The following is a 25939-nucleotide window of genomic DNA, read 5'->3' as shown; positions in this document are numbered from 1 at the left end:
ATTATATCATGTCCGTTGGAGGATAAACAGTGAGAAAACATAAATTTTTATCGATATGCGCAAGCGTTTTGCTGTCGCTTTCCGTTTTGACGACCGGCGTTTTGGCCGATACAGCCGAAAGCACTGCGAGCGAAAATTCCACAGCTTCCGATACCTCGACTTCGGAAACCGACACAACGACAAACACGGTCGTGGCCCAAAGCAGCGAAATGGGCTTTCCGTGCGATAAGCTCACAGACCCGAACAGTGCTTCTATCTATATGGTGAGCCTCGATACCGATACCGTTGTCTATACATATAATCCGGACGAGCGCCGCCCCATGGCTTCCATGACGAAGATCATGACGTATATCGTCACGGCGGAAACGGTCAGCGACCTGCAAAACACGCGCACTACGGTGCCGGAAAGCGTTGCCGAGGAGCTTGAGGGCACGGGCTCGTCTTTGGCGGAAATTCAAACGGGCGAAAGCTTTACCATCTATGAGCTTTTGAACCTGATGATGGTGCCATCCGGCAATGATGCCGCGCTGACGCTTGCAAAATATGTGGATTCTTTGAATATCACGGCCGACGACCCGCAGTACGACGAAGACGGTGACGGCAAAATGAGCTGTGTGGAGCTGATGAACAAGAAGGCCGCGGAGCTCGGCTGCACGAACACGCATTTTGTGAACCCGCACGGCCTGCATGATGAAAACCACTACACCACCGCGCGCGAGATGGCGACCATTACGGAGTATGCGCTGACAATGCCGTATTTTACGGACGTCACCTCGCAGACGTATTACACGCAGCCGCCGACGAACATGACAAGCGAGGAACGCACCGTCACCACGACGAACCGTATGCTTTTGAGCTATGACGATGAGTATTACACCTATGCCACCGGCGTAAAGACCGGCTCCTTGAATGAATCCGGCTACTGCATTTCCGCCACGGCTACGTATGACGGGTACAGTTACCTTGTCGTGTGCATGGGCAGCCCGTATATCGACAGCGAGGGCAACCATATCGATTATCACGGCGAAATGTACGATGCCGCGACGCTGTTCCGCTGGGCATTTTTGAATATCGAAAACAAAACGCTCGTCACAGACGGCGAGCTTCTCGGCGAGGTGGGCCTCAAATACGCGTGGGGCAAAGACCGCCTGCAGGTGCTGGCGCAGGGCAATCTCACCGCAACACTGCCGAGCAGTCTGGAAAGCGGCGCCATCACCACAAAGCTCGATCTGCCCGAAAGCGTGAAAGCGCCCATCAAAAAGGGCGATTACGTCGGTACCGCCACGTTCTATTATAACGGCGCGGAGCTTTCCACCGTTGCGCTCGTCGCCGCGGAAAGCGTGGAGCGCAGCGAGATTGTGCAGGTTTTGCAGCAGGGGCAGGAGGTGCTCACCTCCACGTGGTTTATCGTTACGGCCACCATTTTGCTGGTCTTGGCTGCCGCGTATGCTATCCTTGCCATCCTGATGAACCGTAAAAACAAAAAAGTCCGCCGCGTAAAGAAATACAGAGATTTATAAGTACAGAACAAAACCCCGATCCGTCTATGTGCGGAATCGGGGTTTTAACGTTCACGGAGCGAACAGTTCACTTGCCGTAAGGCAAATTTCACTATAATCTCCTACGTTCTCACCTGCCGGCTCGGTCGGGGCTGGACGGTCGCCACCGGCGACCAGCCCCCTTCGGGTTATGAGCCGCGGGTGCATAAATGAAAAGTCGCAGGCATAAACTTGCCCAAACAAGAAGAAACTCAGTTGTTCAAAAGAACAACTGAGTTTCTTTGGTTGCGGGGGCAGGATTTGAACCTACGACCTTCGGGTTATGAGCCCGACGAGCTACCGAACTGCTCCACCCCGCGATATATTCACTTCTCAAGTGCTTAATTATTATACAACAGCTAAACGAAAAAAGCAAGTGTTTTTTTAAAAAAATTTAAAAATTCGTAAAGTGCTGTATTTTGTATGAAAGCGCGGTAAAGGAGGTCGAACACATAGACGCTTTGTAAGGCTTTGCCTATGTGCGAGAGGTTAAAAATAACCCGGTGTTACCGGGATCCCATAGGGGTGAGGGAAACCACATGAACGGTGGGGGAATTTATTTCTCTTTCGCCAGCATCTCCGAGAGCCGCTTTTTCACGGCCGTGTACTTCTTTTCGGGGATGGGCAAAGTGGTGCCGTTTATAAGCGTCAAATGAAAGCGGGTGATTTCCGTCACGCGGTCGGGGTTCACAAGGTAGCTTTCGTGGCAGCGCAGAAACAGTCCCGGGTAGCGCTTATCGATCGCCGTCAGTCGCTCGGTCGATTCCCGTATGTCGTTTTGTGTGTGAATATAGGTGTGCATGCCGCTTGTTTCTAAGTAATCGATATACGCGGGGCGCAGGTACAGCATGGCCTTGTTCGCGCCCTTTAAAACGATGCGCGGCGCGCGGTCCTCGCCGGAAAGCACCGCCACGCGCACACGATCTTCTCCATAGTGCACGGGGTAGATCACATCGCGATCATCGTAATCGAGTGCATTGGAAACGTGACACACACGGATGAACGGCTGCCCGCCTTCCACCACCCACGAAAGCTGAACGCGCTGCTTTACACGCTGCATGCTGTTGTCCGGCCAAATGGTGTCTACGTCAAAAAACAGCAGCACCTCAAGTACCTTGCTGCTGGGCGTCATGAGCGGCACGGTCACAAGGTCGTGCATCTCAAAGCGCAGGTTGTGGTGCTCTTCGGCAAACGTCTTGATGAGCGTTTCGCGCGTGCGGATGATCTGTGTATTTGCCGGGCCGATCCACAGCACGTCCGGGTGGCAGGCCGCCAGAAACGGCTCGATCTCATTATTGTAATACCGCGTTATAATGTCGGCGGAAAGCTGCAGCAAAGCTTGTGTAGTCATAGTGCACCTCGCAAAAAAACGTCTTATTTGTCGAAAAACAAGTTGTATTTATTAAAGTATATTGCAATACCCTGCTAAAATCAATACAATTTTTAAGAAACTATGAGACAGGCAGAAATTTCTATGGGAACGTAAGCGGTTATTCTGATCGCATCTATTCCAATTTGATCAATCTGTCAAGGGCAATACCGCGCACTGTCGAAAGTTCTATGTGCGATATTGTCCCTTTTTATCAGGAATGCAAGGCGTTTTTCCCTTTACGGAATTGACGAATGCGGCGATTCATATTATACTTGTTTTTATAGATATTTTCCCGAAAAACAAGGAGGAAACGACCCTATGGAATATATCCCCAAGCGTTTTCACTGCCCTGCCTGTGGCTTTGAGCCGGCGGAAAACGTGTCCGAAAAAGAATATGCCCACTGCCCGCGCTGCCTTACCGCCGTCCATGAAGAGGACAGCGAGGGCTACGAATGCGGCGGCAAGCTACAGCCCGTTTCCATTTGGGTGAAGCCCGATGACAGCTGGGAGATTTTAGGCCGGTGCAGCCTTTGCGGCGAGATCGCCTCTACGCCCGTTTCGGACGAGGACGACCCCGTTTTGCTGCTTTCCATTGCCGGGCGGCCGCTTTCCATGCCGCCGTTTCCGCTGGAAAAAATAGAGGAGCTTACCCGCATGATGGGCGGCGCGGGCGACAAAGGAGGATATGACCGTGAACCGTGAAAATAAGCGCAGAAAATACGAAAAAGGTTACTACAAAAAGCATGCGTGCTTAGACCCGTTTACATGCAAGGTCTGCGGGCGCGAAATTCTGCCCGAGGGCGCAGGCAGCGACCACCGCAACCATTGCCCGTACTGCCTTTCGAGCGTCCATGTGGATAACGAGCCCGGCGACCGCGCATCCGCGTGCCACGGCGTCATGGAGCCCATCAGCGTGTGGGTGCGCAAAAACGGGGAGTGGGCTGTCATTCACCGCTGTACGATTTGCGGCAAAATGGGTTCTAATCGCATTGCGGCGGACGATAATCCCATGAAGCTGATGGCTTTGGCCCTGCGCCCCTACGGCAGCCCGCGTCTCGACCCAAAGCGCATCAAAAACATGGTGAAAACCATGGAAGACAAAGCATAAGAGGCGATAAACGTGACCATAACCCGAGCTTCACGTTCACGTAAACGCGTACCCTGCACGCTTAAAAGGAGCCAATATGTCTCAAAATTACAGCTATTTTGCGCATAAAGAATGCGAGTATTTTCCCTGCCACAAGGGCGCGGACCCGGAAAATTTCAACTGTCTTTTCTGCTACTGCCCGCTTTACGCTTTGGGCCGCAACTGCGGCGGCGCGTTTCAATATAAAGAAAACGGCGTCAAGGACTGCACGAACTGCCTTTTTCCGCACCGACGTGAAAACTACCAAAAGGTTATCGCGCGCTACAAGGACATTCTGGGCGTATTAAAACGGCTGGAAGCGGAAAACAGAACCGAAAGCGGGGAGAACGCATGACGCTTACGCAAATTCAATATGTGCTTGCCGTGGCGGAAACGGGCACCATCAGCGCGGCGGCAAAGCGGCTTTTCATCGCGCAGCCCAGCCTCACCGCGTCGATTAAGGAGCTCGAAAACGAATTGCAGGTCACGCTTTTCCGCCGCACGAACAAGGGCGTGACCTTAACGCCGGAGGGCGAGGAATTTCTCGGCTACGCGCGGCAGGTGAACAGCCAATTAGACCTTATGCGTGAGCGGTATTTCGGCGGCGCGCCCGTGCGCAGACGTTTTTGCGTTTCCACGCAGCACTATTCGTTCGCAGTGGAGGCCTTCGTGGCGCTTTTAAAGGAGCACGGCGGCGAAACGTACGATTTTCACCTGCGCGAAACGCAGACGTATGAGATCATCGAGGACGTGGCGTTATTAAAAAGCGAAGTCGGCGTTTTGTATTTAAACCCGTTCAACGAGACGGTCTTAAAAAAGACGATTAAGGCGCACGGGCTGGGATTTCACCCGCTGTTCAAAGCGGGGCCGCACGTGTTTTTGGGTGCAGAAAATCCCCTTGCAAAGCGAAAAAGCGTCACACTGGAGGACTTAGCGCCTTACCCGCGCCTTTCCTATGAGCAGGGCGACCACAATGCGTTTTATTTTTCCGAGGAAATTCAGAGCACGCTTGAGTGCGCCAAAGACATCCACGTCTGTGACCGCGCAACGCTGTTCAATCTGCTCATCGGGCTGAACGGCTACACCATTTGCAGCGGCGTCATCAACGAGAGTCTAAACGGCAAAAATATCGTCGCCGTGCCGCTCAATCTCGACGATTACATGGAAATCGGTTATCTCACGCGCGAAAACGTGGAGCCGAGCTTGTTTGCGCAATATTATATTGACGCTTTAAAGAAGTTCACAATGCAATAATGCAAACCGAAAGTGGCTTGCCATAGCAAAAACCTATGGCAAACCGCTTTTTTCTTGTATTTTACAAGGCGAAAATTTGCCTGTATACTGTAAGCACAAACTCAAACAGCAGGTGATCAACATGAAAAATATCAAACTTCCGTACCGTTACGATTATGTCGGCAGCTTTCTGCGCCCGGATGATTTGAAGAAGATTCGCGCCGATTATGAAGCCGGCAAAACCACTTACGAAGCACTGAAGGAAGCCGAAGACACCGCCGTTCGCGACCTTGTCGCAAAACAGAAGGCGGCGGGCTATAAGCTCCTTACCGACGGCGAATTCCGCCGCAAGACATGGTATCTCGACTTTATGTGGGGTTTTGAGGGCGTCAGCCACGCCGCGCCGAGGGGCGGCATCCCGTTCCACGATGTCCTTGCGGTCGTCGATGACACGTACCTTACGGGCAAATTAAAGCTGACGGGTACGCACCCTTTTGTGGAGCACTTCCGGTTTGTGCAGGCGCTTGAGGACGAAAACACCGTCGCAAAGCAGACCATTCCGTCTCCGGCACAGTTCTACGAGCAGATGATCTTCCCGATGAACGCGGAGACGACGAATAAAATCTACCCGAACCGCGAAGAGCTGCTCGAGGACGTTGCAAAGATCTATCGGGCGTTCATCAAGCAGCTCTACGACGCAGGCTGCCGCAACCTGCAGCTTGATGACTGCTCTTGGGGCGTTTGCGTAGACCCCGCCGCGCCGTTTGTGTTCGGCGTGGAGCCGGAAAAGATGGGCGACATCATGGATCAGCTTTTGAAGGTCAACAACCTCGCGCTTGAGGGCAAACCGGATGATCTCACCGTTGCAACCCACATTTGCCGCGGCAACTACAATTCCTCCTGGGCCAGCCGGGGCGGCTATGAGCCGGTCGCAGAGCGCCTGTTTGCACATGAAAATGTCGATGCCTACTATCTGGAGTTCGATGACGCGCGTTCCGGCGGTTTTGAGCCGCTGCGTTTCGTCACACCGGGCAAAAAAGTCGTTTTGGGACTGATTACGTCCAAGCGCCCGGAGCTTGAGGATAAAGACGCCGTCATCGCACGCATTCACGAGGCTGCAAAGTATGTGCCGCTCGAGAACCTCTGCCTCAGCCCGCAGTGCGGCTTTGCTTCCTGCGAGGTCGGTAACAAGCTTACGGAAGAGCAGCAGTGGGCAAAGCTCGCGCTTGTAAAGGAGATCGCCGAGGAAGTCTGGGGCAAGTGATTTCTATTTCAATACACATCGATCAAACAGGATTTCAAGAACCGCGCAGCGCCGAAAACGCCCTGCGCGGTCTTTTTTTGAAAAGATGTCCGCCAAAACCACAAACAAATGTTCTGAATTGACTTGACATTTGCGGCGGAATCCTTATAATAAGAAATAGAGAGGTACCGCATAAGCTGCATGCGGCATCTCAGTTTTCATTTTTCAGAGCGAAAATGAGAAGCGGGAGAAGGACAGGGGAGAGAATATTCTCTCCCGCGCGGCGCAAAAAACTGCGCATTCTTGCAAAAATTGACACGCATAATGCTCCTTTCATCATGCACAATAAGAACAACAAACGCGAAAAAAGCAGTGCGGCGCAGCGTTAAGCGCCGCCGAAAAAAGGAGAATGAAACATGAACAGCAGCAATAAGACGATGGTACCGGAAGCACAGGACGCGATGAACCGCTTTAAGATGGAAGCCGCAAACGAAGTCGGCGTCAACCTCAAGCAGGGCTATAACGGCGACCTCACCTCCCGCCAGGCGGGCTCCGTCGGCGGCCAGATGGTCAAAAAGATGATCAAGTCCTACGAAGAAAGCATGAAGTAAAAGACATTTAGGCAAATCGGGGACGTCCGGCAGCGGGCGTCCTCTTTTTGCGTTTTTATTCATAGTCTTCAATCAGCTTGCAGGCTTCCGAGAGCGTTTCGGCGCGAATGCCGCGGGCGAGCAGGCGGCGGTCTTCCTCCGTAAGGCTGCTAAGCGGCGTTTCAATGCAGTAAAGGGGCACATCGTTTCCGTCTTTGAAAACAGCCACGCTGCCGTTATAGGCGCGCACGGTGAAGAATGTTTCGTATTCCTTAAAATTTGCTGAATTTGCGGCGCTCTCCCGGTCGGTTTCTTGACTTGCCGCATCGTTTGGGCTATAATAAACGGAAGAGTCGCTTTCTGCTTTTGCGGGGTCTGCCACAGCTTCCCGCGCATCGCGTGCGGAAAACACGGAAAGCGTGCACAGCGCGGCGAAAAGGATAAAGATCGCCGCCCATGCGCCGTACCGCTGCCGAGCGGCGTGCATAAGGGACTCAAGACGCATTTTCATGACTATACATCCTTTCTAAGTAGGATTTGCCCTGCGGCTTTAGTATCGCCAAGGTTTGCCAATTTATGCAGACAAAGTGCGCTTTTGCCGCGCAATTTGATTTTTCAGGAGGTCAAACGTGCTGAAAAAAGACATCAATAAGTACAACACGGCGCAGCCGAGCGGAAGACCCATGGGCCGTACAGACGGCGAAACGGCCCGCGCGGCCGGCGGCACGGCACATGCGGTGCTTACCATGTTCGGCAAGCTCCTCAAGACGGTGCTTTGCATCTGCATCATCACCGGCTGCCTTGTGGGCTTGAGCGTGGCGGCCGTCATTTGGAGCTACCACGGTGTGGAGATGAACGCAAGCCTTGCTTCCTTTAAACTGAAGGAATCGAGCTTTATGTATGTGACGGATTCCCTGCACATAGACAGCGTGGACAATGCGGAATGGACGCAGCGCCTGCGCTATAACGCCGAAGAGATCCGCACGCGCGTTGATTTCACGCAGATTCCGGACATTATGAAGGAAGCGATGATCTCAATCGAAGATAAGCGCTTTTACGAGCACCACGGCGTAGACTGGAAGCGCACGTTAGGCGCGGTATACGGCATGGCGACCGGCAACGATACCGCCGGCGGCTCCACCATCACGCAGCAGCTTATCAAGAACCTGACGGGCGAAAATCAGGTGAGCGTCATGCGTAAGGTGAAGGAAATCTTCATGGCGCTGAATCTTGAAAAGAAGTATACTAAGGATGAAATTCTCGAAGCATACCTGAACCTTGTCAACTACGGCAACGGCTATTACGGCGTGGAGGCCGCGGCAAAGGGCTACTTCGGCAAGGACATTTGGGACTGCAACATTGCGGAGTGTGCGACCATTGCCGCGACGACGCAAAACCCGGCCGCGCTGTGCGTGTTCTACCACCCGGAGGCGAACCGCAAGCGCCGCGAGCTTGTCATCTCCGAAATGTACGACCAAGGGCGCATCACGCGCGCGGAGTACGACGAGGCGATGGAGCAATCCGCAAACCTGAAGCTGCGCGGCGTGGACTTTGAAATGGACGACGAAGAAGAGGAGACCGATACCCAGAGTGTTTCCACCGAGGTGTGGAACTGGTACGAGGAAGAGGTGTTCAACGACACCGTTGACCTGCTTATGCAGTATGCAAACCTCGACCGCGACATGGCAATCGACCTCATTTATAACGGCGGTCTCAAGATCTACTCCGCCGAATATGTGCCGATGCAGGAGGCGTTTGAAAACTACCTGAAAAACAACTGGCAGGAGTTTACGAGCGACAACGGCATTTGGAGCGGCGTGTGCCTGATGGAGTATGACGGCAGAATCCTCTGCGTGAACACGAACCAGGCAAACGATGACAACGAGCTTTTGAAAAAGACCGGCAACCGCGTGCAGAACAACGTTTCGTACTCCACGAACCAGCCGGGTTCTTCCATTAAGCCCATCAGCGTGTATGCGCCGGCGTTGGAGAACAATCTCATCACGTACGGCACCGTGCTGAAGGATGAGCCGCTGCCGAACTACTTTGATGACGGCAGCGAGGGCCCGAACAACTTTGACGGTACGTTCGCCGGTACGGTGAATGTGGATCAGGCCATTACGGAATCGCTGAACGCCCCGGTGGCGCAGCTCATCAACCAGATGTCGCCGCTTGTGAGCTACCAGTTCCTCACGCAGAACCTGCACATCACATCGCTTTCGGAGGAAGACTCCTACAACGTCGGCGGCGTGGCCATCGGCGGTTTGACGAACGGTATTTCCGTGCGCGAGATGACCGGCGCGTACCAGATCTTCGGCAACGGCGGCAAGTATTACACCCCGTACACCGTGTACCGCATTGAGGATAACGACGGCAACGTGATCTACGATTACCAGCAGAATCACAGCGAGGAGCAGGCAATCTCGTTTGATACGGCGACCATTATGAATAAGCTGCTGCACCTGCCGATCAACGGTACGGACACGGATGCATACCCCACGGCAAATATGGTGCGCCGCGATGACCTTGACCAGATCGGCAAGACCGGTACGACCGAAGACAGCAACGACGTGTGGTACATGGGCGGCACAACCGCTTTCGTGTGCGGCATCTGGAACGGCCACGAATATAAGGAAGAGATCTACGACACGAACAGCGCAAAGAAGATGTATAACGGCATCATCGACTGGATGGAAGCGAACTACTACGACTTCCTCCACAGCGGCAGCTATGTGCTGAGCGACAACGTGGTGCAGCTTTCCTACTGCCGCGACAGCGGCCTGCGCCCCGGCCCGAACTGCGTGCACATTGCAAACGGCTGGTATTCGCAGAACAACATTCCGAGGACGTGTGACGGAGGATCCGACCACATTGCAAGGACGAGCGCCACGGCAACGCCGTCGCCGAGCATAGAGCCGAGCATAGAGCCGAGCCCGTCCCCGAGCGTGGAGCCTACGGCATCGCCGACGGCGGAGGCCACGCCGACCTTGGCCCCGACCGCAACGCCGGCCCCGACGCCGGAGCCTACCCCGGAACCGACGCCGGAGCCTACCCCGGAACCGCCGGTAGAGCCGACCCCGGAACCGCCGACAGAGCCGGAAACACCGGCGGCGTAAAGCGGTTTGCAGAATGCGGACCACGATAAAAATTTAACGCGTATTATGCAGGACTCACTCATTTTAAGAGTGGGTCCTGTTGCTTTTTGTATGAGATAGACCAAAATAAGAAAAAGGGGGAAAGGAAAGAAATTTGGGTTGAATTTTGCCGAAAAGTGTGCTACACTGTTTATCGACGCAATACAAACGTACTTAGGTGGTGGACAATGGAAAACACATCGTTTCTTTTGATCGACGAATCCGTTCTGCCGGAGGTATACCAGAAGGTCATCCGCGTGAACCAGCTTCTGGAGACCGGCGAAGCCTCAAACACCTCAGAGGCGGTCAAGATGGCGGGCATCTCCCGCAGTGTATATTATAAGTATAAAAACGCCGTTTTTCCGTATACAAAAAAGGAAACGGGCTCCATTATGACGGTACAGGTCGTGTTAAACGACAAGCCCGGCGTGCTTGTGAACCTTTTGACGGTATTCTATAAGGCGAACGCGAACATTCTGACCATTAACCAGAATATTCCGGTAAAGGGCAAAGCGTTCGTTTCGGTCTCGGCGCGAAGCGAAAACATGAGCATTGAGATTGATGAGCTTTTGAAGCGCCTTTTTGAGGTGCAGGGCGTTATTAAGATTGACAGCATCGTCGGTTAAATCCGCGTGGAAAGGAAAATGGAAATGGCAAACATAGCAGTTCTCGGCCACGGCGTGGTCGGCTCCGGCGTTTTGGAGGTGCTTACCTCTCATGCGGCGAGCATCGCGAAACGCGCGAAGGAAGAGATTCATGTTAAGTATATTCTGGACTTAAAGGAGTTCCCGGGTCTGCCGTACAGCGACCGCTTTACGAAGGATTTCAACGTCATTTTAAATGACCCCGAGGTGCAAATCGTCGTGGAAGTGATGGGCGGCCTGCACCCGGCGTATGACTTTGTGAAGGCGTGTCTGGAAAACGGCAAGAGCGTTGTGACCTCCAATAAAGAGCTTGTGGCACAAAAGGGCGCGGAGCTCCTTGCAATCGCGCAGGCGAATAACCTCAACTTCCTGTTTGAGGCGAGCGTCGGCGGCGGTATTCCGATCATCCGCCCCATCAGCCAGTGCCTTGCCGCAAACGATGTGACGGAGATTGCCGGTATTTTGAACGGCACGACGAACTTCATTTTGACGAAGATGATCCGCGAGCAGATGAACTTTGAAGACGCTTTGAAGCTTGCACAGCAGCTTGGTTACGCGGAGCGCAACCCGAGCGCCGATGTGGAGGGTCTGGACGCCTGCCGCAAGATCTGCATTTTGGCATCTTTGGCGTTCGGCACGCACGTGTACCCGGATTCCGTTTACACAGAGGGCATTACGAAGATCACGCTGCAGGACGTCGATTTTGCAGACGTTTGGGGCGGTGTCATTAAGCTCATCGGCTCTGTGAAGAAGCTCGAAAACGGACAGGTGCATATTATGGTTTGCCCGATGTTCGTGCACCGCGGCAGCCAGCTTGCGAGCGTGGACGATGTATTCAACGGCATTATGGTGCGCGGCGACGCGACGGGCGACGTGGTGTTCTACGGCAAAGGCGCGGGCAAGCTGCCCACGGCGAGTGCCGTTGTGGCGGACGTCATCGACTGTGTGAAGCACTTTAAGGCGCGCAAGTACCTCTTCTGGGAGGATGCGAAGCCGAACTACGTGGCGGATTTCGGCAGCATGGAAACGTCCGCATTCGTGCGCGTTTCCGCCAAGGACAGCGATACGGCGCTGAACACGGCGGCGGACGTCTTTGGCAAGATCACGCCGCTGCTCGCGAAAAGACCGGTACAGGGTGAAGCGGGCTTTACGGTGGAAAACCTTACGGAGAAGGAACTCAGCGATAAGCTGGCAGCGCTGGAAGCGCGCGGCGTAAAGGTTGAAGGCCGTATTCGCATCTCCGATTATTGATAAAAGCGGAAAGGGGAAAGCATTATGATCCGAATCGATATTCCGGCAACCAGTGCCAACCTTGGCTCCGGTTTTGACTCGCTCGGCATTGCGCTGACCATGTGCAACCGCGTGTGGATGGAAGAAGCGGACGAGCTGAAGATTACGACGACGGACAAGATCAAAGTGCCGACCGATGAGACGAACCTCATTTACTGGGCGGCGCGGCATTTGTACCAGATCTGCGGCAAAACGCTGCCGGGTCTGCATATCATTCAGGAAAACAACATTCCGATGGCGCGTGGCCTCGGCAGTTCTTCGGCGTGCATCGTGGCCGGTATTTTGGGCGCGAACCGCATGCTTGGCTCGCCGATGTCGCAGAGCGACCTCATTAACCTTGCGGCGCAGATTGAAGGGCACCCGGATAACACGAGCCCGGCAATCTCCGGCGGTCTTGTCGCTTCTGCCATGGAGGGCAAGCGCGTGTACAGCGTTTCCGTGCCGGTTTCCGGCAAGATCAGCTTTGCGGTGATGATCCCGCCGTTCGAGCTCAAAACGGAGAAAGCCCGCGGCGTGCTGCCGACGGAGTATTCCCGCGAAGACACGGTGTTTAACCTTTCGCGCTCCGCTTTAATGACGGCATCGCTGTTCTCCGGCGATCTGCAGAACCTGCGCGTGGCGGTGCAGGACAGGATCCATCAGCCGTATCGCTCGGGCCTCATCGAAAATTACGACCAGGTGTTCCGCATGAGCTACGAGCTTGGCTCGCTCGGCACGTATGTGAGCGGCGCAGGCCCGACCATCATCTCCATGATCCCCACAGAGGGCGCGGAGGAGTTTATGAGCGCATGCGATTCACATTTACAGGACCGCGGCATCAACGGCTGGCGTGTGGAGCTTCTGCATACCGACCCGCAGGGCGCGCGCATCATCATTGAATAACGAGAATTATCCCACAGGGGTTATGGAAAGGGAAGTGTTTCTATGGCATTGATCGTTCAGAAGTTCGGCGGTTCCTCCGTTAAGGACGCCGAGCATTTGAGAAATGTCGCCGATATCGTGACCGGCACGTATAAGAACGGCAACGACGTGGTCGTTGTGGTTTCTGCGCAGGGCGATACAACGGACGACCTCATTGATAAAGCAAAAGAGATCAACCGAAACCCGTCTAAGCGCGAAATGGACCAGCTTTTGACGGCGGGCGAGCAGATCTCTGCTTCGCTGCTTGCTATGACGATTGAAGATTTGGGCTACCCGGTGGTCTCTTTGCTTGGCTGGCAGGCGGGCTTTTCCACCTCTACGGCTTACGGCAGCGCGCGCATTAAGCGTGTGAATCCGGAACGTATTAAGGCGGAGCTTTCAAAGCGCAACATCGTTGTTGTAACGGGCTTTCAGGGCGTCAACAAGTATGACGACATGACGACGCTGGGCCGCGGCGGCAGCGATACGAGCGCGGTGGCCATTGCGGCTTCCATGCACGCCGACCTGTGCCAGATCTATACGGATGTGGACGGCGTTTACACGGCAGACCCGCGCAAAATTCCGGCGGCGAGGAAGCTCGACGTCATCTCCTACGACGAGATGCTGGAGCTTGCGACGCTGGGCGCGCAGGTGCTGAATAACCGCTCGGTTGAAATGGCTAAAAAATATCATATTGAATTAGAGGTTCTTTCCAGCCTGACACGGGCTAAGGGAACGATCGTTAAGGAGGCTACCAACGTGGAAAAAATGCTCATCAGCGGTGTTGCAAAGGACGAAAACGTCGCCAGAATCTCTGTCATCGGCGTGCCGGATAAGCCGGGCCTTGCATTCCGCATTTTCTCTAAGCTTGCACAGAAGAACGTAAACGTCGATATTATTTTGCAGTCCATCGGCAGAAACGGCACGAAGGACATCAGCTTCACCGTGGAAAAGGACAAGATGGACGCAACCATCGAGCTCATGCAGTCTTACGTAGAGACCATCGGCGCGAGCAGCGTTGTGTTTGACGACGACGTGGCAAAGGTTTCCATTGTCGGCGCGGGCATGGAGTCTCACCCGGGCGTTGCTTCCGATATGTTCGAGGCGCTGTTTGAGGCGAACGTGAACATTCAGATGATCTCGACGAGCGAGATTAAAATTTCCGTGCTCATCAAGAAGGAAGACGCGAACAAGGCGGTTGCCGCCATCCACGCGAAGTTCTTTGAGCAGATCGGTCAGTGAGCTGACGTAAACACGCACGGTATTTTTTGAATTTGTAGGGAAATGAATTTGAAGTCACCCCTTGGCGCATACTAAGCCCGGGGGTGATTTTATGTTTCCGAACGGTTTTGGCATGAACGGCTACTGGGGGCCGGAAAACTACGTTTTGGGCGCGGCGCTTTTCGACTGGCACAAGGATTTCGACGACTTGCCCGAGGAAGTGAAGGAATACCTCACACAGCACGAGTACGAAATTCACAGCGAAAACGACGTGGACCGCTTAGTCCGCACGTATAACCAGAAAAGGTAAAAAGAAAAGAGAAAGCGTGTGCCGGGGCAAGCTCGGTACACGTTTTCTCTTTTTCTGTACACAGTATTTGATTTTAGGGATTTGTTTTAGAGGTTGAGCACGAGCTCGATTTCATCGTCGTATTTGACATTTATACAAGCTCGGTCGCGGTGTGACCGGTCTTGGCGAAATCGCACAGACCTTCTATGCCGCAGAACACCATACTCTGCACGGCGGCGTCGGTGTAAAACGCCATGTGCTGCGTCATGATGACGTTCGGGAACTGGCGCAGGTAGGCCATATCGCGGTTCGAGATGATGTCGTCGCGGCGGTTCTCGTGGTAGATGCCGTCTTCTTTATCGAAAACGTCCAGCGCGAGCGCGCCGATCTTCTGCGTTTCAATGCCGCGGATCATATCCGGAATATTCATCAGCTCGCCGCGGGCGCAGTTGATGATGGTGACGCCGTCCTTCATTCTGGCAATGGTCTCGGCGTTCACAAAGTGGCGGGTGCTCTCTAAAAGCGGCATGTGCAGCGAGAGGATGTCGCACGCTTTGTAGAGCGTTTCGTTATCCACATAGGTGCAAAGTCCCTTGAGCGACGGGTTTTCGCGGATGTCGCTTGCTAAAATGCGGCAGCCGAAGCCGCTCAAATTTTTGATGACCGCCGCGCCGATTTTGCCGGTGCCGAGAATGCCGACGGTGAGGTTGCGCAGCTCGCGGCCCTGAAGACCCGCAAGGGAGTAGTCGTTGACCTGTGCGCGCCACAGGGCGGGCTTATACTTGCGCAGGCTGAGAAGTATGAGCATGACGGTGTAATCTGCCACGCCGTTCGGCGCGTAGTTGGAGTTGCACACCTTGAGGCCGAGCTCCTTTGCGGCGGTGAGGTCGATGTGGTCTGCGCCGATGGTGCGCGTGGAGATGTATTTTACGCCGCGCTCCTGGACGGCGGTGAGCAGGGCGCGGTCAAAACGTGTGCGGCCGAGTGTTGTGACGCCCTCGGCCCCGTTTACCGTATCGATGTTTTCGAGCGTCAGGTTATCCTCTGTTTCGGTGAGCTCCACGCCGCGCTTTTCGGCGATGAAGGCAAAGTCTTTTTGTTCGTCCCGGCGGACTTCATAAGCGGCAATTTTCATTTTTATATTCCTCTTTTCGGTAATGCGCAAGCGGTTTACAACGTCTGCTTTTGCGCGTTGAAGTGCTTACACCACAGCGCTTTAATGTAAATTTTCGTGTGTTAGTGTGTTACTATGTGATTATTATATATGCTGCGGTTTTTCACGTCAAGAGGGGAAAATGTTTAGAATACAGGTTGTATCTGTGCGGATTTTGTGCTAAAATGACTGTGAAATGAAACGAATGAAATCAGGTGCTTTATATGACGGACTGGGAAATGAAAGTGCATAATTTTATGTGCCTCAATAAATTCGTGAAAAAGGGCGAGATCGTATTTACGGGCTCCTCGCTGTGTGAGCTGTTCCCGATCAGCGAGATGCTGCAAAACGTGGAGCCGCGCATCCGCGTGTACAACCGCGGCATCGGCGGCGACGTGACGGACGGACTTTTGGAGCGCATGGATGAATCGATTTTTGACCTCGAGCCGAAAAAGGTGTTCATCAACATCGGCACAAATGACATCAGCCGCCCGGAATATAAGCGCGAGCGCCTGATGAGCCGGTACAGAAAAATTCTGATGCAAATTCAGGCGCGTCTGCCCGAGACGAAAATTTACGTGATGAGCTATTACCCCGTGAACCGCGAGCTGCCCGGCGCAGACCCGGAAGCGGTGAAGGCACAGTTCGGCGCGCGCACGAATGCGGAGCTGAAAGAAGTGAACGCCGAAGTGGAAAAAATGGCAGCGGAGCTCGGCTGCACATACATCAATGTGTTCGACTGTCTGCTGGATGAAAAGGGCAATTTGAAAGCGGAATACACCATTGAGGGTATGCACATGTACGCAAACGGCTACGCGGTGGTGCTCGAAAAGCTGATGCCGTATCTGCTGGAGGAATGAACCCTTTAGAGGAGGTTATTTTGTATGATCAACGGTATTGAAAAGAAGAACATTTCCGTAAAAGAACTGAAAAAAGACGGGCGGTACTTAAACGCCGCGCTGTACACGCCGAAGACGGAGCCAGGCAAAACGTACCCGCTGGTTCTGTTTTTGCACGGCGCGGGCGAGCGCGGGGACGATTTAAATTTGGTACTCGATTTCACGCCGGGCGCGGACACATTTATGACGGACGCGTGGCAGGCGGAGCACCCGTGCTTTGTCCTCGCGCCGCAGTGCCCGGAAGAACAGTGCTGGGTACCGTATGTTGATTTACTGGCGCAATCGCTGCTCGAGATGGCGGCGCAGTACCCCGTGGACATCTGCCGCTTGTACGTGACGGGTGTTTCCATGGGCGGCGCGGGCACGTGGGAGCTGCTCACGCGCTACCCGCATAAGATCGCGGCGGCCATGCCGATTTGCGGCTATGCGGAGCCGTTTAAGCTGCGCGCGGCAAAAGATGTGCCTGTGTGGGCGTTCCACGCCGAAGACGACCCTGTGGTGCCGGTGACGGGCTATTACCACTCGCCGCACGGCGCGGTGGGTGTGGGCTCGCGTATGGCGATGTCCTCGCTGCGCTCCTCCGGCAACCGTGACGCGCACTACACGGAGTATCCCGCGGGCGAAATGGAAAACGTGTACCACACGCACCCGCACGGTTCTTGGACGGCGGCGTACCAAAACAAAGAAGCGCTGGAGTGGATGTTCGGCAAAACGCGCTTTGACCGCTATGAAATCGAGTTCATCTGCCCGGGCGTGTTCTATATGGAGGACTACAACAACGACTCCATGTACCTTGTGGAGGGCAAAGAAAAGGCGCTGCTTATCGATACCGGCCTTGGCGGCGGCAACGTGAGGAAAATGGCGGAGAGCCTGACATCCCTGCCCGTGGAGCTTGCCGTGACGCACGCGCATATTGACCATCTCCTGAGCGGCGATGTGTTCGAAAAATACTACATGAGCAAAAAAGACGTGCCGCTGCTGCCGCGTTTAAACGACGGTACGGGCAAGAATTTTACGGAAAAGGATGTTATCGACATCAAAGACGGCGATGTCATCGACCTTGGCGGCGGTGTGCAAATTGAAGTTGCCGAGGTGGAGGGGCACACGCCGGGCAGCGTCGTGTTCATCGACCGCGCGCATAAGTGCATGTTTACCGGAGACGCATTCGGCCTTTGGATGCAGGTGCCGCTTGCACGACCGATTTCGGAGTATAAAGCCGCGGTGCTGCGTCTGAAAGAAAAATTGCAGAAGCCCGGCTATACGGAGCTTGCGTTCCTCGGCGGCCACAGGCGGCAGGAGGGCGGCGAGGATCCGCAGGACAAATATGTGCCGAACAGCTATGAGAAGATTGACGACATGCTGACGCTGTGCGACCTCATTTTGGAAAAGAAAATCGAAGCGAAGCCGTTCCCGATGAATTTCGGCGAGCCGGCATTTATCTCCACCTATAAAACCGCGTATATGGTGTTTATGGAATCGGTAAGAAAATAAAAGAACAGACAAAACCGCGCCCTCGGGAGTTTTCCGGGAGCGCGGCTTTGCTTATAAAAAATCCGCACGGTCTGAGCGTTTAACAGGGGCCGGTGCGGATTTACTCGTAATTGGATGGATTGGTTTAAAACCGGATCATTGCAAATATGGATGCGCCGACGACGGTTAAAAGGCCGCACACAGCGATGGAGAGGCCGCTCATGGCTTCTTCAATCTCGCCGAACTCACGCGCACGGGAGGTGCCCATGGCGTGCGCACCGGTGCCGCAGGACACGCCGATGGCGACCGGGTGCTTGATGCGGAACAGCTTGAAGATGGCGGCCGCCGCGACGTTGCCGAAGAGACCCGTCACAATGATGGACGCGACGGTGACGGATACCATGCCGCCGAGCTCTTCCGAAAGGCCCATGCCGATGGCGGTGGTGATGGACTTCGGCAGCAGTGTGACGTACTGGGTGTGGTCAAGCCCGAATGCCATGCTCAAAACAAGCACGCCGCCGAGGCACGCGAACATGCCGGCCAAAATGCCGCCGATGATGGCGACCGGGTACTTTTTGAGGTACACGAGCTTTTCATACAACGGGATGGCAAGGCAAACGGTGGTGGGGGTGAGCATGTTCTGGAAGAAAATGGCACCCGTGCCGTCGTATGTGCCGTCGGCTTTCGGCTTGCCATACAGGTAGACGTTGTAATCGATGCCGCTGACGAGCATGAAGATGATGAGAATCACACAGGAGACGAGCAGCGGGTTCAAAATGGACGCCTTAAAGCGCTTTTGAATGGCGCAGGCGAGCACATAGGCGACGCCGGTGATGAAGATGCCGAAAAACGAGGTATTCGACGCAATATCATTTAACATCGGTTTGTTCCTCCTTTTCGCATGCTTCAAGCGCTTCTGCGCGCTCTTCCTTTTCTTCTTTGGTCTGTAAACGGATGAGTCCCTGTGTGGTCAGGCCGGAGACCGCCATGGTGAGGACGGTGGTCGCGAGGGAGATGACAATGATGGGAATGAGAATGTCCTTGTAGCTGTCATAGCTTGCAATGAGACCGACAGTGGGACCGACGAACATGACGGGCATGAGGGTGATGAGCCAATCGGCCGTGGTTTTTACGTGGTCAAGCTTTACGATATGCGTGACGAGCAGGAGCAGCATGAGCAAAAGACCGTAGATGCTGCTCGGCACGGGCAGGGGAATGAGGTAGTGCAGCAGTTCACCGATAAACGAGACCGTTGCAATCAGGGAAATTTCGGAAAAGTGCTTCACGCGGTGACGGCCTCCTTTGCTTCTTTCTTTTCGGAAACAGGCTCGGCCTCTTCAGGCAGCGGCTTTGCGGCGAACATGCTGGCAACGATAGGCCCGATGATCTGGTGGACGACCGTTGCGATGACGCAGGGCAGGATGGCCATGGTATCCGGGAACGCGGTCTTTGCGAGCGTGCAGGAAAGGCCGGAGTTCTGCAGACCAACCTCAAGCGACAGCGTGCGGACCTTCTTTTCGTTGAAACGGAACACCTTGGCGGTGACGTAGCCCGCGAGCAGGCCGAGCACATGGTGCAGCGCAACGGCGAGCACGGTAACGAGCACGACGGTGACGCCGTGGGTTGTGAACTGGTCTCGGTTTGGGCCGACGCACAGACCCTCCACGAGGATGATGCAGGCGGTGGAAGCCTTGACAAGGAAATCTTTAAGGCCGTTTACGCGGTCGCCGAGCGCGGTGTGTACGGCGATACCGAGGAGGATCGGCAGCAAGACGACGAGCACGATGCTGATGAACATGTTCCAGAAGTTGACGTCGATCCACTGGCCGGCGAGCACGAGCGTGAGGGACGGGGTGAGCACCGGCGCAAGCAATGTGGTGCACATGGTGATGGTGATGGAGAGCGCCACGTCACCCTTTGCAAGGAACGTCATGACGTTTGACGCGGTGCCGCCGGGCACGCAGCCGAGCAGAACGAGGCCGACGGCAATCTGTGCGCGGACGGTGGGGTCACCCACACCCGTGAGGGACAGCAGCGATGCGACAAGCCAGCCGAAGCCTGCCATGAAGACGTACTGGCTGCAAATGCCGATAAGCACATCGGTCGGCTTTTTGAAGATGTACTTGAAGTCGTCGGCTTTAAGCGTCATGCCCATGCCGAACATGATGACGCACAGGAGCATGTTGACAAAGCCGAAGCTCGGGAAGTTTTCTTTCAGGAACGGGATGCCGGAAAGGTCAATCGAGATGTTCTGGCCCATCCACACAAACGGCTGCGGAACAAGCAGGGAGAAGACGACCATGGGGACCGTCAAACACAAGAGCACATTTTTGGAGAAGAATGTTTTGAATTTCTGTAATGCGGACATAGGAAATTACCCCTTTTTGAGCGTAAAACAGGCGGCAGAGACGAACTCGTGCCGCCCTGTTTCGTTTTTTCTTACCTTTTATAGGATCCTTAAATCATTTCTTTGCGGCTTTGAAAGCACGACCCTTGGCGTTTTCGCGGCGCATGGACTCGAGGAAGTTCTCACGCGTAACGCCCTGCGGCATGTGCGCCCACTCGGTCGTCTGCATGAATTTATCCGCCATTTTGTCGAACTCGGATTCCTGGATTTCCACGTCGTCGAAGCAGACCGGCAGGCCGATGGAATCGTTGAACCGCATCAGGCGGTCTTCTTCCTCGAACTGGCCGGCATGCTCTAAGAGGCACAGCACGCCGAGCGAAACGACCTCGCCGTGCAGGTGATGGTGGCCGTGCTCTGTGACGGTGGAGCCGTAGTAGACGCAGTGGGCGAGCGTGGAGTTGTAATAATAATCATTTACGGTGGTCATCATGTTGGAGACGATGCCGGTGGAAACGATGATATCCAGCGTGACCTGGTCGAGCGCGAAAGATGCCGTTTTGTTGCGGATGGAAGCGAGCGCCTCTTTGCCGTACTGCACGAGCGGATCGGTGCAGACGCGGCTGACCTGACGGCCCATGAGCGGGGTGTGGGCGAGCGTGTCGTCTTTCGATGAGAAGATGGCTTCGCACTCCTTGCTCAGCGCGTCGCCGATGCCGGCCCAAAGGAGCTGCTCCGGGGAATCTGCAATGACGGCGGAGTTGATGAAGCAGTGGTTTGTGAGCTTCGGGTAATAATACTCGCGGAAGGACCCGTCTGTATTATAGATCACGGAGATGGCGGTGACGGAAGCGCAGTTCGACGCAACGGTCGGGAAGGTAAAGAGCGGCTTATCAAGCTTATCGGCGACATACTTGCCGGTATCGCAGGCGCGGCCGCCGCCCATAGCAAAGATCATGTCGGCTTTCTGCACGAGCGGGTTTGCGATAAGCGCATCGCCGTTTTCGTAGGTGGAATCGCCGCCGTAGGGGAGGAAGCCCAAAAGCTCGACGTCGGAGCCTTCTACGCCTTTAAGCAGCGCCGGCTTTGCTTTTTCCATAGCGGTCTCGCCGCCGAGGACAACAGCCGTTTTGCCGAAGAAGCGCGTGACATACGGCACTTCGTTGTAGCAATCCGGGCCGATGGAATAGCTCGGCAGATGTACGCTGTAATTGACATTGTAATTTTCCATGATAAACGCTCCTTTGGATCTCCTTTTGAGATCGCTTAAATAAATTGAAATAAGAAAATGAAAAAAACGCTTTACTGGAAGTTAGGGTGTGGAACAGTGGAGTAAAGAAGCAGTACCACGCGAAGACAGTGCACAAGATGCGTAAACAGATTTTTCGTCAGGGCGTACAGAAATTCCGCAGGCAGGCTGGCGCCTGTCAAGGGATTTATGTGCGGAATGGCGGAAAATATGCAAGCATATTGTGTGCTGAGCCGTCAGGCGTTCTTTGCGCGGTACTGCTTCAAAATAAAAAAGTCCTGAAAGTCTCTTTAAGACCTTCAGGACGTGTAAATCACGCGGTACCACCTGAATTCAGGGCGTTTGCCCTGCACTTAACGGAATCCAGCAATTCCTTCTTCTGTAACGGGAAGAACCCGTCAGCCTCTACTCGTTCTCTTTGGAAGCTGCTGCTCCGGAGGGATGATCACACGGGGTTGCCTGCGGCGCTTTCACCACCCGCCGCTCGCTTTGAGGAAGATGCCGTGCGCTTGTCTCCATCAACGCTTTGTGACTATTATTTTATACGTCTTCCGGCAAAAAAACAAGCATCATAATTTGAAAGATGTTTAAACTGAAAATGCATTTATTTGTGGATTTCATCAAAAAGCACTTTGAATTTACAAGTTGCATCGCTCCTTCCTGCTTATTTGGGCTGGCAGGTGTGCAAATTTTCTGCCGCGGCACGGTTTATGCCAAAGGGGCAAAAGGCGACATTTTCATGTACATAACACAGTTTGGCCCCAAACAGACGCGTTATGCGGCTTTGAACCGAAAAAATTGCGCAGTCTGCACAAAGGCGTTTGCTACAACTAACTTTGTGTTTGACTAAACGCCGAAAATGGGACTGAGCGCGTCTTTTTGGGGCAAAAAGTGTTGACAAATTGTGAATGGGGCGGTATGATTAGTGACGGTTAGAGCGTTCTAACCTATTTTACAGCATTTGGGTTAGCAAAAACTAATTTGTGCAGCCTAACCGTGCCGTCTCGGCGCGGAGAATTTTCAGGAAAGAGGGAAAAACTGTGATGCCGTTGTCATTTGCCACAGAGGGCGAAGAAAACATCATCAAGCAGGTAGGCGGAAAGGCGGAAGTCCGTGCTCACCTCGAAAACCTCGGCTTTGTAGCCGGCGCCGCCGTGAAGGTCATCACCTCCATGGGCGGAAATATCATTGTTAACATTAAGGACTCTCGTGTAGCAATCAGCCGCGAGATGGCCGCTAAGATCATGATATAAGGAGGAAGAACCAATGAAGACACTGAAAGAAGTCAAGATCGGCGAGACCTGCAAGGTTGTTCGTCTGCATGGCGAGGGTGCCGTAAAGCGCCGCATCATGGACATGGGCATCACGAAGGGCGTGGACGTTTTCGTCCGCAAGGTTGCGCCGCTCGGCGACCCGGTGGAAGTAACGGTTCGCGGCTATGAGCTTTCCCTGCGCAAAGCGGATGCCGAGATGATCGAGGTCGAGTAAGGCACCACCAAACAGGGCACGCCTGACGGCTTGGTACTCGATCTGCTTGCATATTTTCCGCCATGCCGGACGTAAATCCCTTGACAGGCGTCAGCCTGCCTGCGGGCTTTCCGTACAGCCCGACGAAAAATCTGACGGCGCATCTCGAGCACCATCCCCGTTTGCTGCTGCCTTTGTCAGTTTAATGTGTTAATTTTTGCTCGAAGGTTAGTAAATTCTAACCTTTGGGTTTAATCTTATCGGAAGGATATGAGTAACAGATGAAGATCAAAATTGCCCTTGCCGGCAACCCGAACTGCGGTAAAACAACGCTGTTCAACGCGCTGACCGGCTCCAACCAGTTCGTCGGCAACTGGCCGGGCGTTACGGTCGAGAAGAAGGAAGGCAAGCTGAAGAAGCACGACGACGTTGTGATCACGGACTTGCCGGGTATCTACTCCCTTTCTCCGTACACGCTGGAAGAAGTTGTTGCACGTAACTACCTCATTCAGGAGAGACCTGAAGCCATCCTTAATATTATCGATGGTACGAACCTTGAGCGCAACCTCTACCTGACCACCCAGCTCGTTGAGCTCGGTATTCCGGTCGTTGTTGCGGTCAACATGATGGACGTCGTAAATAAGAACGGCGACAAGATCGACACCAACGCACTGGGCAAGGCGCTCGGCTGCAAGGTCGTTGAGATTTCCGCTTTGAAGGGCACCGGAATTGAGGAAGCAGCAGAAGCCGCTATCCATGCAGCCCAGAACACGAAGACGGTCCCGCAGCACAGCTTCAGCGGTGTGGTTGAGCACGCGATTGCACACATTGAAGAGGTTGCCGTACATACCCTCCCCGAGGAGCAGCAGCGCTTCTTCGCGATTAAGATCTTTGAGCGCGACGAGAAAATCATTGAGCAGCTGGGCCTTACGCAGGACAATCGCAAGCACATTGAAACGGACATTGAAGCGGCTGAAAAAGAGCTTGATGACGACGCGGAAAGCATCATCACGAACGAGCGCTATGTTTACATTGCTTCCATCATCAAGCAGTGCTACAAGAAAAAGAACAACGGCGGTCTTACCGTTTCCGATAAGATCGATAAGGTCGTAACGAACCGTATTCTGGCTCTGCCGATCTTTGCAGTTGTTATGTTTATTGTTTATTACATCTCCGTTACGACGGTCGGTACGGTTGCGACAGACTGGGCGAACGACGGTGTGTTCGGCGACGGTTGGCACCTGTTCGGCATCGGCGCAGGCGAGTACGAAGACGTTTCCGGCGAGTTCGGCGATGCGGCAAATGTCATCGACGCATTCGTAACGGCTGAAGGTGCGGACGATGTTGCAGACGCCATCGACACCGAGAGCGACACGTTTGACGCGGCAGCGGCGGCTTCTGCGCTGGATACGTTTGCAGCTTCCGTTTCTGACGACGCAACAGCGGATTACACCCTCGTTGATGAAGAAACGCTGGCGGAAGAGGATGTCACTTACACAGGCGCAGAGCTCAAGGAAGCGGTTGCGACCTATACGTCCTACGGCTGCGAAGAGCCGGATCCGGCCGATTACGGCGTTTGGGTTCCGGGTCTGCCGGGTATCATCGAAAGCGGTCTGGACGCTGCAAATTGCGCAGACTGGCTGAAGGGCCTCATCCTGGACGGTATCGTAGCCGGTGTCGGTGCAGTTCTCGGCTTCGTTCCGCAGATGCTCGTTCTGTTCATCTTCCTTGCATTCCTCGAGTCTTGCGGTTACATGGCGCGTATCGCGTTCGTTATGGACCGTATCTTCCGTAAGTTCGGCCTTTCCGGTAAGTCCTTCATTCCGATCCTCATCGGTACAGGCTGCGGCGTGCCGGGCATTATGGCTTCCCGTACGATTGAAAACGAGCGTGACCGCCGTATGACCATCATGACGACCACGTTCATCCCCTGCGGCGCCAAGCTTCCGTTCATCGCAATGATCGCGGGCGCTATCTTCGGCGGCGCACCGTGGGTTGCTCCGAGCGCATATTTCCTCGGCATTGTAGCGATTATCTGCTCCGGTATCATTCTGAAGAAGACGAAGATGTTTGCGGGCGATCCGGCTCCGTTCGTTATGGAGCTGCCGGCTTACCACTGGCCGACCGTCAGCAATGTGCTCCGCTCTATGTGGGAGCGCGGCTGGTCCTTCATTAAGAAGGCAGGCACCATCATCCTTCTGTCTACCATCATTGTTTGGTTCACCACCTATTTCGGTGTTGTTGACGGCGCGTTCAGAATGCTCACCGAAGACGAGATCAGCAACAGCATTCTTGCTACCATCGGCAACGCGATTGCTTGGATCTTTGCACCGCTTGGCTGGGGCAACTGGCAGGCCGCTGTGGCTTCCATCACCGGTCTTGTTGCGAAGGAGAACATTGTCGGTACGCTTGGTATCCTCTATGGCGGCGGTGACGGCACGGTTTACAGCAACATGGCTTCCCACTTCACGGTGGTCAGCGGCTATGCGTTCCTTGCGTTCAACCTCCTGTGCGCACCTTGCTTTGCGGCAATCGGTGCAATCAAGCGTGAGATGAACAACGCAAAGTGGACCTGGTTCGCAATCGGTTATCAGTGCGGCTTTGCTTATCTTGTAGCGTTCGTCATCAACCAGCTCGGCAGCATTGCACTCGGCACGGCGAATGTCTTCGGCATCATCATTTCCATCGTGCTCATCGTGCTCTTTATCTTCCTGCTGGTTCGCCCGTATAAGGAGAGCACCACGCTGTCCAACAGAGCCGTTAAGGTTAAGTAATCT

The 25939-nt window shown here is 54.2% G+C and carries 26 protein-coding genes, 1 tRNA gene and 1 other annotated feature; of the genes, 19 read left to right on the top strand and 8 right to left on the bottom strand.

Going from position 1 to position 25939, the window contains the following annotated elements; genetic code table 11:
• Positions 1-29: 29 nt before the first annotated feature.
• A complete protein-coding gene (locus ACI0CA_RS12575) occupies positions 30-1520 on the top strand; it encodes a D-alanyl-D-alanine carboxypeptidase family protein (protein WP_395507324.1) in 1491 nt (496 codons plus the stop codon).
• Positions 1521-1781: 261 nt separating this feature from the next.
• Here ACI0CA_RS12575 and ACI0CA_RS12570 read toward each other — a convergent pair.
• Positions 1782-1858 (bottom strand) — tRNA-Met (locus tag ACI0CA_RS12570).
• Between the two features lie 236 nt (positions 1859-2094).
• Complete coding sequence (locus ACI0CA_RS12565) at positions 2095-2889, bottom strand: LytTR family DNA-binding domain-containing protein (RefSeq protein ID WP_446806765.1); 795 nt, start codon at positions 2887-2889, stop codon at positions 2095-2097.
• 339 nt (positions 2890-3228) lie between these two features.
• Here ACI0CA_RS12565 and ACI0CA_RS12560 point away from each other — a divergent pair, with 339 nt between their 5' ends.
• From ACI0CA_RS12560 to ACI0CA_RS12535, 6 genes are all read left to right on the top strand, one after another.
• The gene (locus ACI0CA_RS12560) at positions 3229-3612 is read left to right on the top strand and encodes an RNHCP domain-containing protein (RefSeq protein ID WP_446806766.1); all 384 of its coding nucleotides are present in this window, start codon (positions 3229-3231) and stop codon (positions 3610-3612) included.
• Positions 3602-4018, top strand: a complete 417-nt coding sequence (locus ACI0CA_RS12555; protein WP_412330799.1) for an RNHCP domain-containing protein — start codon at positions 3602-3604, stop codon at positions 4016-4018. Before ACI0CA_RS12560 ends, ACI0CA_RS12555 begins: the two co-directional genes overlap by 11 nt.
• Before the next feature lie 76 nt (positions 4019-4094).
• Positions 4095-4391, top strand: coding sequence for a cysteine-rich small domain-containing protein (locus ACI0CA_RS12550; protein WP_417072911.1), 297 nt, complete (start codon positions 4095-4097; stop codon positions 4389-4391).
• Positions 4388-5290, top strand: a complete 903-nt coding sequence (locus ACI0CA_RS12545) for a LysR family transcriptional regulator (protein WP_412330800.1) — start codon at positions 4388-4390, stop codon at positions 5288-5290. The genes ACI0CA_RS12550 and ACI0CA_RS12545 overlap by 4 nt, the downstream gene beginning before the upstream one ends.
• A gap of 121 nt (positions 5291-5411) precedes the next feature.
• Positions 5412-6533 carry a 5-methyltetrahydropteroyltriglutamate--homocysteine S-methyltransferase gene (locus tag ACI0CA_RS12540; RefSeq protein WP_395507322.1) on the top strand — a complete coding sequence of 374 codons (1122 nt, stop codon included), beginning with the start codon at positions 5412-5414 and terminating at the stop codon, positions 6531-6533.
• 395 nt (positions 6534-6928) lie between these two features.
• Positions 6929-7123 (top strand): alpha/beta-type small acid-soluble spore protein, encoded by a 195-nt coding sequence (locus tag ACI0CA_RS12535; RefSeq protein ID WP_176820334.1) that lies wholly within the window; start codon positions 6929-6931, stop codon positions 7121-7123.
• Between the two features lie 55 nt (positions 7124-7178).
• On the opposite strand, the gene ACI0CA_RS12530 is transcribed toward ACI0CA_RS12535, so the two are convergent.
• Positions 7179-7613 carry a hypothetical protein gene (locus tag ACI0CA_RS12530; RefSeq protein WP_308448904.1) on the bottom strand — a complete coding sequence of 145 codons (435 nt, stop codon included), beginning with the start codon at positions 7611-7613 and terminating at the stop codon, positions 7179-7181.
• Between the two features lie 118 nt (positions 7614-7731).
• Between ACI0CA_RS12530 and ACI0CA_RS12525 the strand changes: the two genes are divergently transcribed.
• The 6 genes from ACI0CA_RS12525 to ACI0CA_RS12500 all read left to right on the top strand — a co-directional run bounded on the left by ACI0CA_RS12525 (position 7732) and on the right by ACI0CA_RS12500 (position 14601).
• Positions 7732-10218, top strand: coding sequence for a transglycosylase domain-containing protein (locus ACI0CA_RS12525; protein ID WP_412263906.1), 2487 nt, complete (start codon positions 7732-7734; stop codon positions 10216-10218).
• 206 nt (positions 10219-10424) lie between these two features.
• Positions 10425-10862, top strand: a complete 438-nt coding sequence (locus tag ACI0CA_RS12520) for an ACT domain-containing protein (protein WP_308448902.1) — start codon at positions 10425-10427, stop codon at positions 10860-10862.
• Positions 10863-10886: 24 nt separating this feature from the next.
• Positions 10887-12131, top strand: a complete 1245-nt coding sequence (locus tag ACI0CA_RS12515) for a homoserine dehydrogenase (protein ID WP_176820338.1) — start codon at positions 10887-10889, stop codon at positions 12129-12131.
• Positions 12132-12155: 24 nt separating this feature from the next.
• On the top strand, positions 12156-13052 hold the full coding sequence (gene thrB, locus ACI0CA_RS12510; protein ID WP_176820339.1) for a homoserine kinase: 897 nt from the start codon (positions 12156-12158) through the stop codon (positions 13050-13052).
• A gap of 42 nt (positions 13053-13094) precedes the next feature.
• Entirely contained in the window at positions 13095-14312 is a 1218-nt protein-coding gene (locus tag ACI0CA_RS12505; protein ID WP_176820340.1) for an aspartate kinase, read from the top strand.
• A gap of 91 nt (positions 14313-14403) precedes the next feature.
• Positions 14404-14601: a hypothetical protein gene (locus ACI0CA_RS12500; protein ID WP_308448901.1), complete on the top strand. Its 198-nt coding sequence runs from the start codon at positions 14404-14406 to the stop codon at positions 14599-14601.
• Positions 14602-14731: 130 nt separating this feature from the next.
• On the opposite strand, the gene ACI0CA_RS12495 is transcribed toward ACI0CA_RS12500, so the two are convergent.
• A complete protein-coding gene (locus ACI0CA_RS12495; RefSeq protein WP_417422578.1) occupies positions 14732-15715 on the bottom strand; it encodes a D-isomer specific 2-hydroxyacid dehydrogenase family protein in 984 nt (327 codons plus the stop codon).
• Between the two features lie 242 nt (positions 15716-15957).
• Here ACI0CA_RS12495 and ACI0CA_RS12490 point away from each other — a divergent pair, with 242 nt between their 5' ends.
• Entirely contained in the window at positions 15958-16593 is a 636-nt protein-coding gene (locus ACI0CA_RS12490) for a GDSL-type esterase/lipase family protein (protein ID WP_418931760.1), read from the top strand.
• A gap of 24 nt (positions 16594-16617) precedes the next feature.
• Positions 16618-18123 carry an MBL fold metallo-hydrolase gene (locus ACI0CA_RS12485; protein ID WP_308448898.1) on the top strand — a complete coding sequence of 502 codons (1506 nt, stop codon included), beginning with the start codon at positions 16618-16620 and terminating at the stop codon, positions 18121-18123.
• A 124-nt stretch (positions 18124-18247) separates the two neighbouring features.
• On the opposite strand, the gene ACI0CA_RS12480 is transcribed toward ACI0CA_RS12485, so the two are convergent.
• The 4 genes from ACI0CA_RS12480 to ACI0CA_RS12465 all read right to left on the bottom strand — a co-directional run bounded on the left by ACI0CA_RS12480 (position 18248) and on the right by ACI0CA_RS12465 (position 21677).
• Positions 18248-18982 carry an LrgB family protein gene (locus ACI0CA_RS12480; RefSeq protein ID WP_308448897.1) on the bottom strand — a complete coding sequence of 245 codons (735 nt, stop codon included), beginning with the start codon at positions 18980-18982 and terminating at the stop codon, positions 18248-18250.
• Positions 18972-19388 carry a CidA/LrgA family protein gene (locus ACI0CA_RS12475; RefSeq protein ID WP_316519353.1) on the bottom strand — a complete coding sequence of 139 codons (417 nt, stop codon included), beginning with the start codon at positions 19386-19388 and terminating at the stop codon, positions 18972-18974. Before ACI0CA_RS12475 ends, ACI0CA_RS12480 begins: the two co-directional genes overlap by 11 nt.
• Positions 19385-20470 carry a bile acid:sodium symporter family protein gene (locus tag ACI0CA_RS12470; RefSeq protein ID WP_395590476.1) on the bottom strand — a complete coding sequence of 362 codons (1086 nt, stop codon included), beginning with the start codon at positions 20468-20470 and terminating at the stop codon, positions 19385-19387. Before ACI0CA_RS12470 ends, ACI0CA_RS12475 begins: the two co-directional genes overlap by 4 nt.
• Positions 20471-20564: 94 nt before the next feature.
• Positions 20565-21677: an iron-containing alcohol dehydrogenase family protein gene (locus ACI0CA_RS12465; protein WP_417072903.1), complete on the bottom strand. Its 1113-nt coding sequence runs from the start codon at positions 21675-21677 to the stop codon at positions 20565-20567.
• A gap of 315 nt (positions 21678-21992) precedes the next feature.
• Positions 21993-22226: a binding site (T-box leader), on the bottom strand.
• A gap of 52 nt (positions 22227-22278) precedes the next feature.
• Between ACI0CA_RS12465 and ACI0CA_RS12460 the strand changes: the two genes are divergently transcribed.
• The 4 genes from ACI0CA_RS12460 (at position 22279) to feoB (ending at position 25936) form a co-directional block, all read left to right on the top strand.
• Positions 22279-22545, top strand: coding sequence for a hypothetical protein (locus ACI0CA_RS12460; protein ID WP_446807008.1), 267 nt, complete (start codon positions 22279-22281; stop codon positions 22543-22545).
• A 190-nt stretch (positions 22546-22735) separates the two neighbouring features.
• Positions 22736-22948 carry a FeoA family protein gene (locus ACI0CA_RS12455; protein ID WP_176820350.1) on the top strand — a complete coding sequence of 71 codons (213 nt, stop codon included), beginning with the start codon at positions 22736-22738 and terminating at the stop codon, positions 22946-22948.
• Positions 22949-22961: 13 nt separating this feature from the next.
• Positions 22962-23183, top strand: coding sequence for a FeoA family protein (locus ACI0CA_RS12450; protein WP_176820351.1), 222 nt, complete (start codon positions 22962-22964; stop codon positions 23181-23183).
• A 260-nt stretch (positions 23184-23443) separates the two neighbouring features.
• Positions 23444-25936 carry a ferrous iron transport protein B gene (gene feoB / locus ACI0CA_RS12445; protein ID WP_417115031.1) on the top strand — a complete coding sequence of 831 codons (2493 nt, stop codon included), beginning with the start codon at positions 23444-23446 and terminating at the stop codon, positions 25934-25936.
• Positions 25937-25939 lie beyond the last annotated feature (3 nt).

This window comes from Hominenteromicrobium mulieris (genome assembly GCF_046197855.1).
Classification (GTDB): Bacteria; Bacillota; Clostridia; order Oscillospirales; family Acutalibacteraceae; genus Hominenteromicrobium; species Hominenteromicrobium mulieris.
Note: the sequence above shows the minus strand (reverse complement) of the source record. Positions and strands in the feature narration are given on the sequence as shown.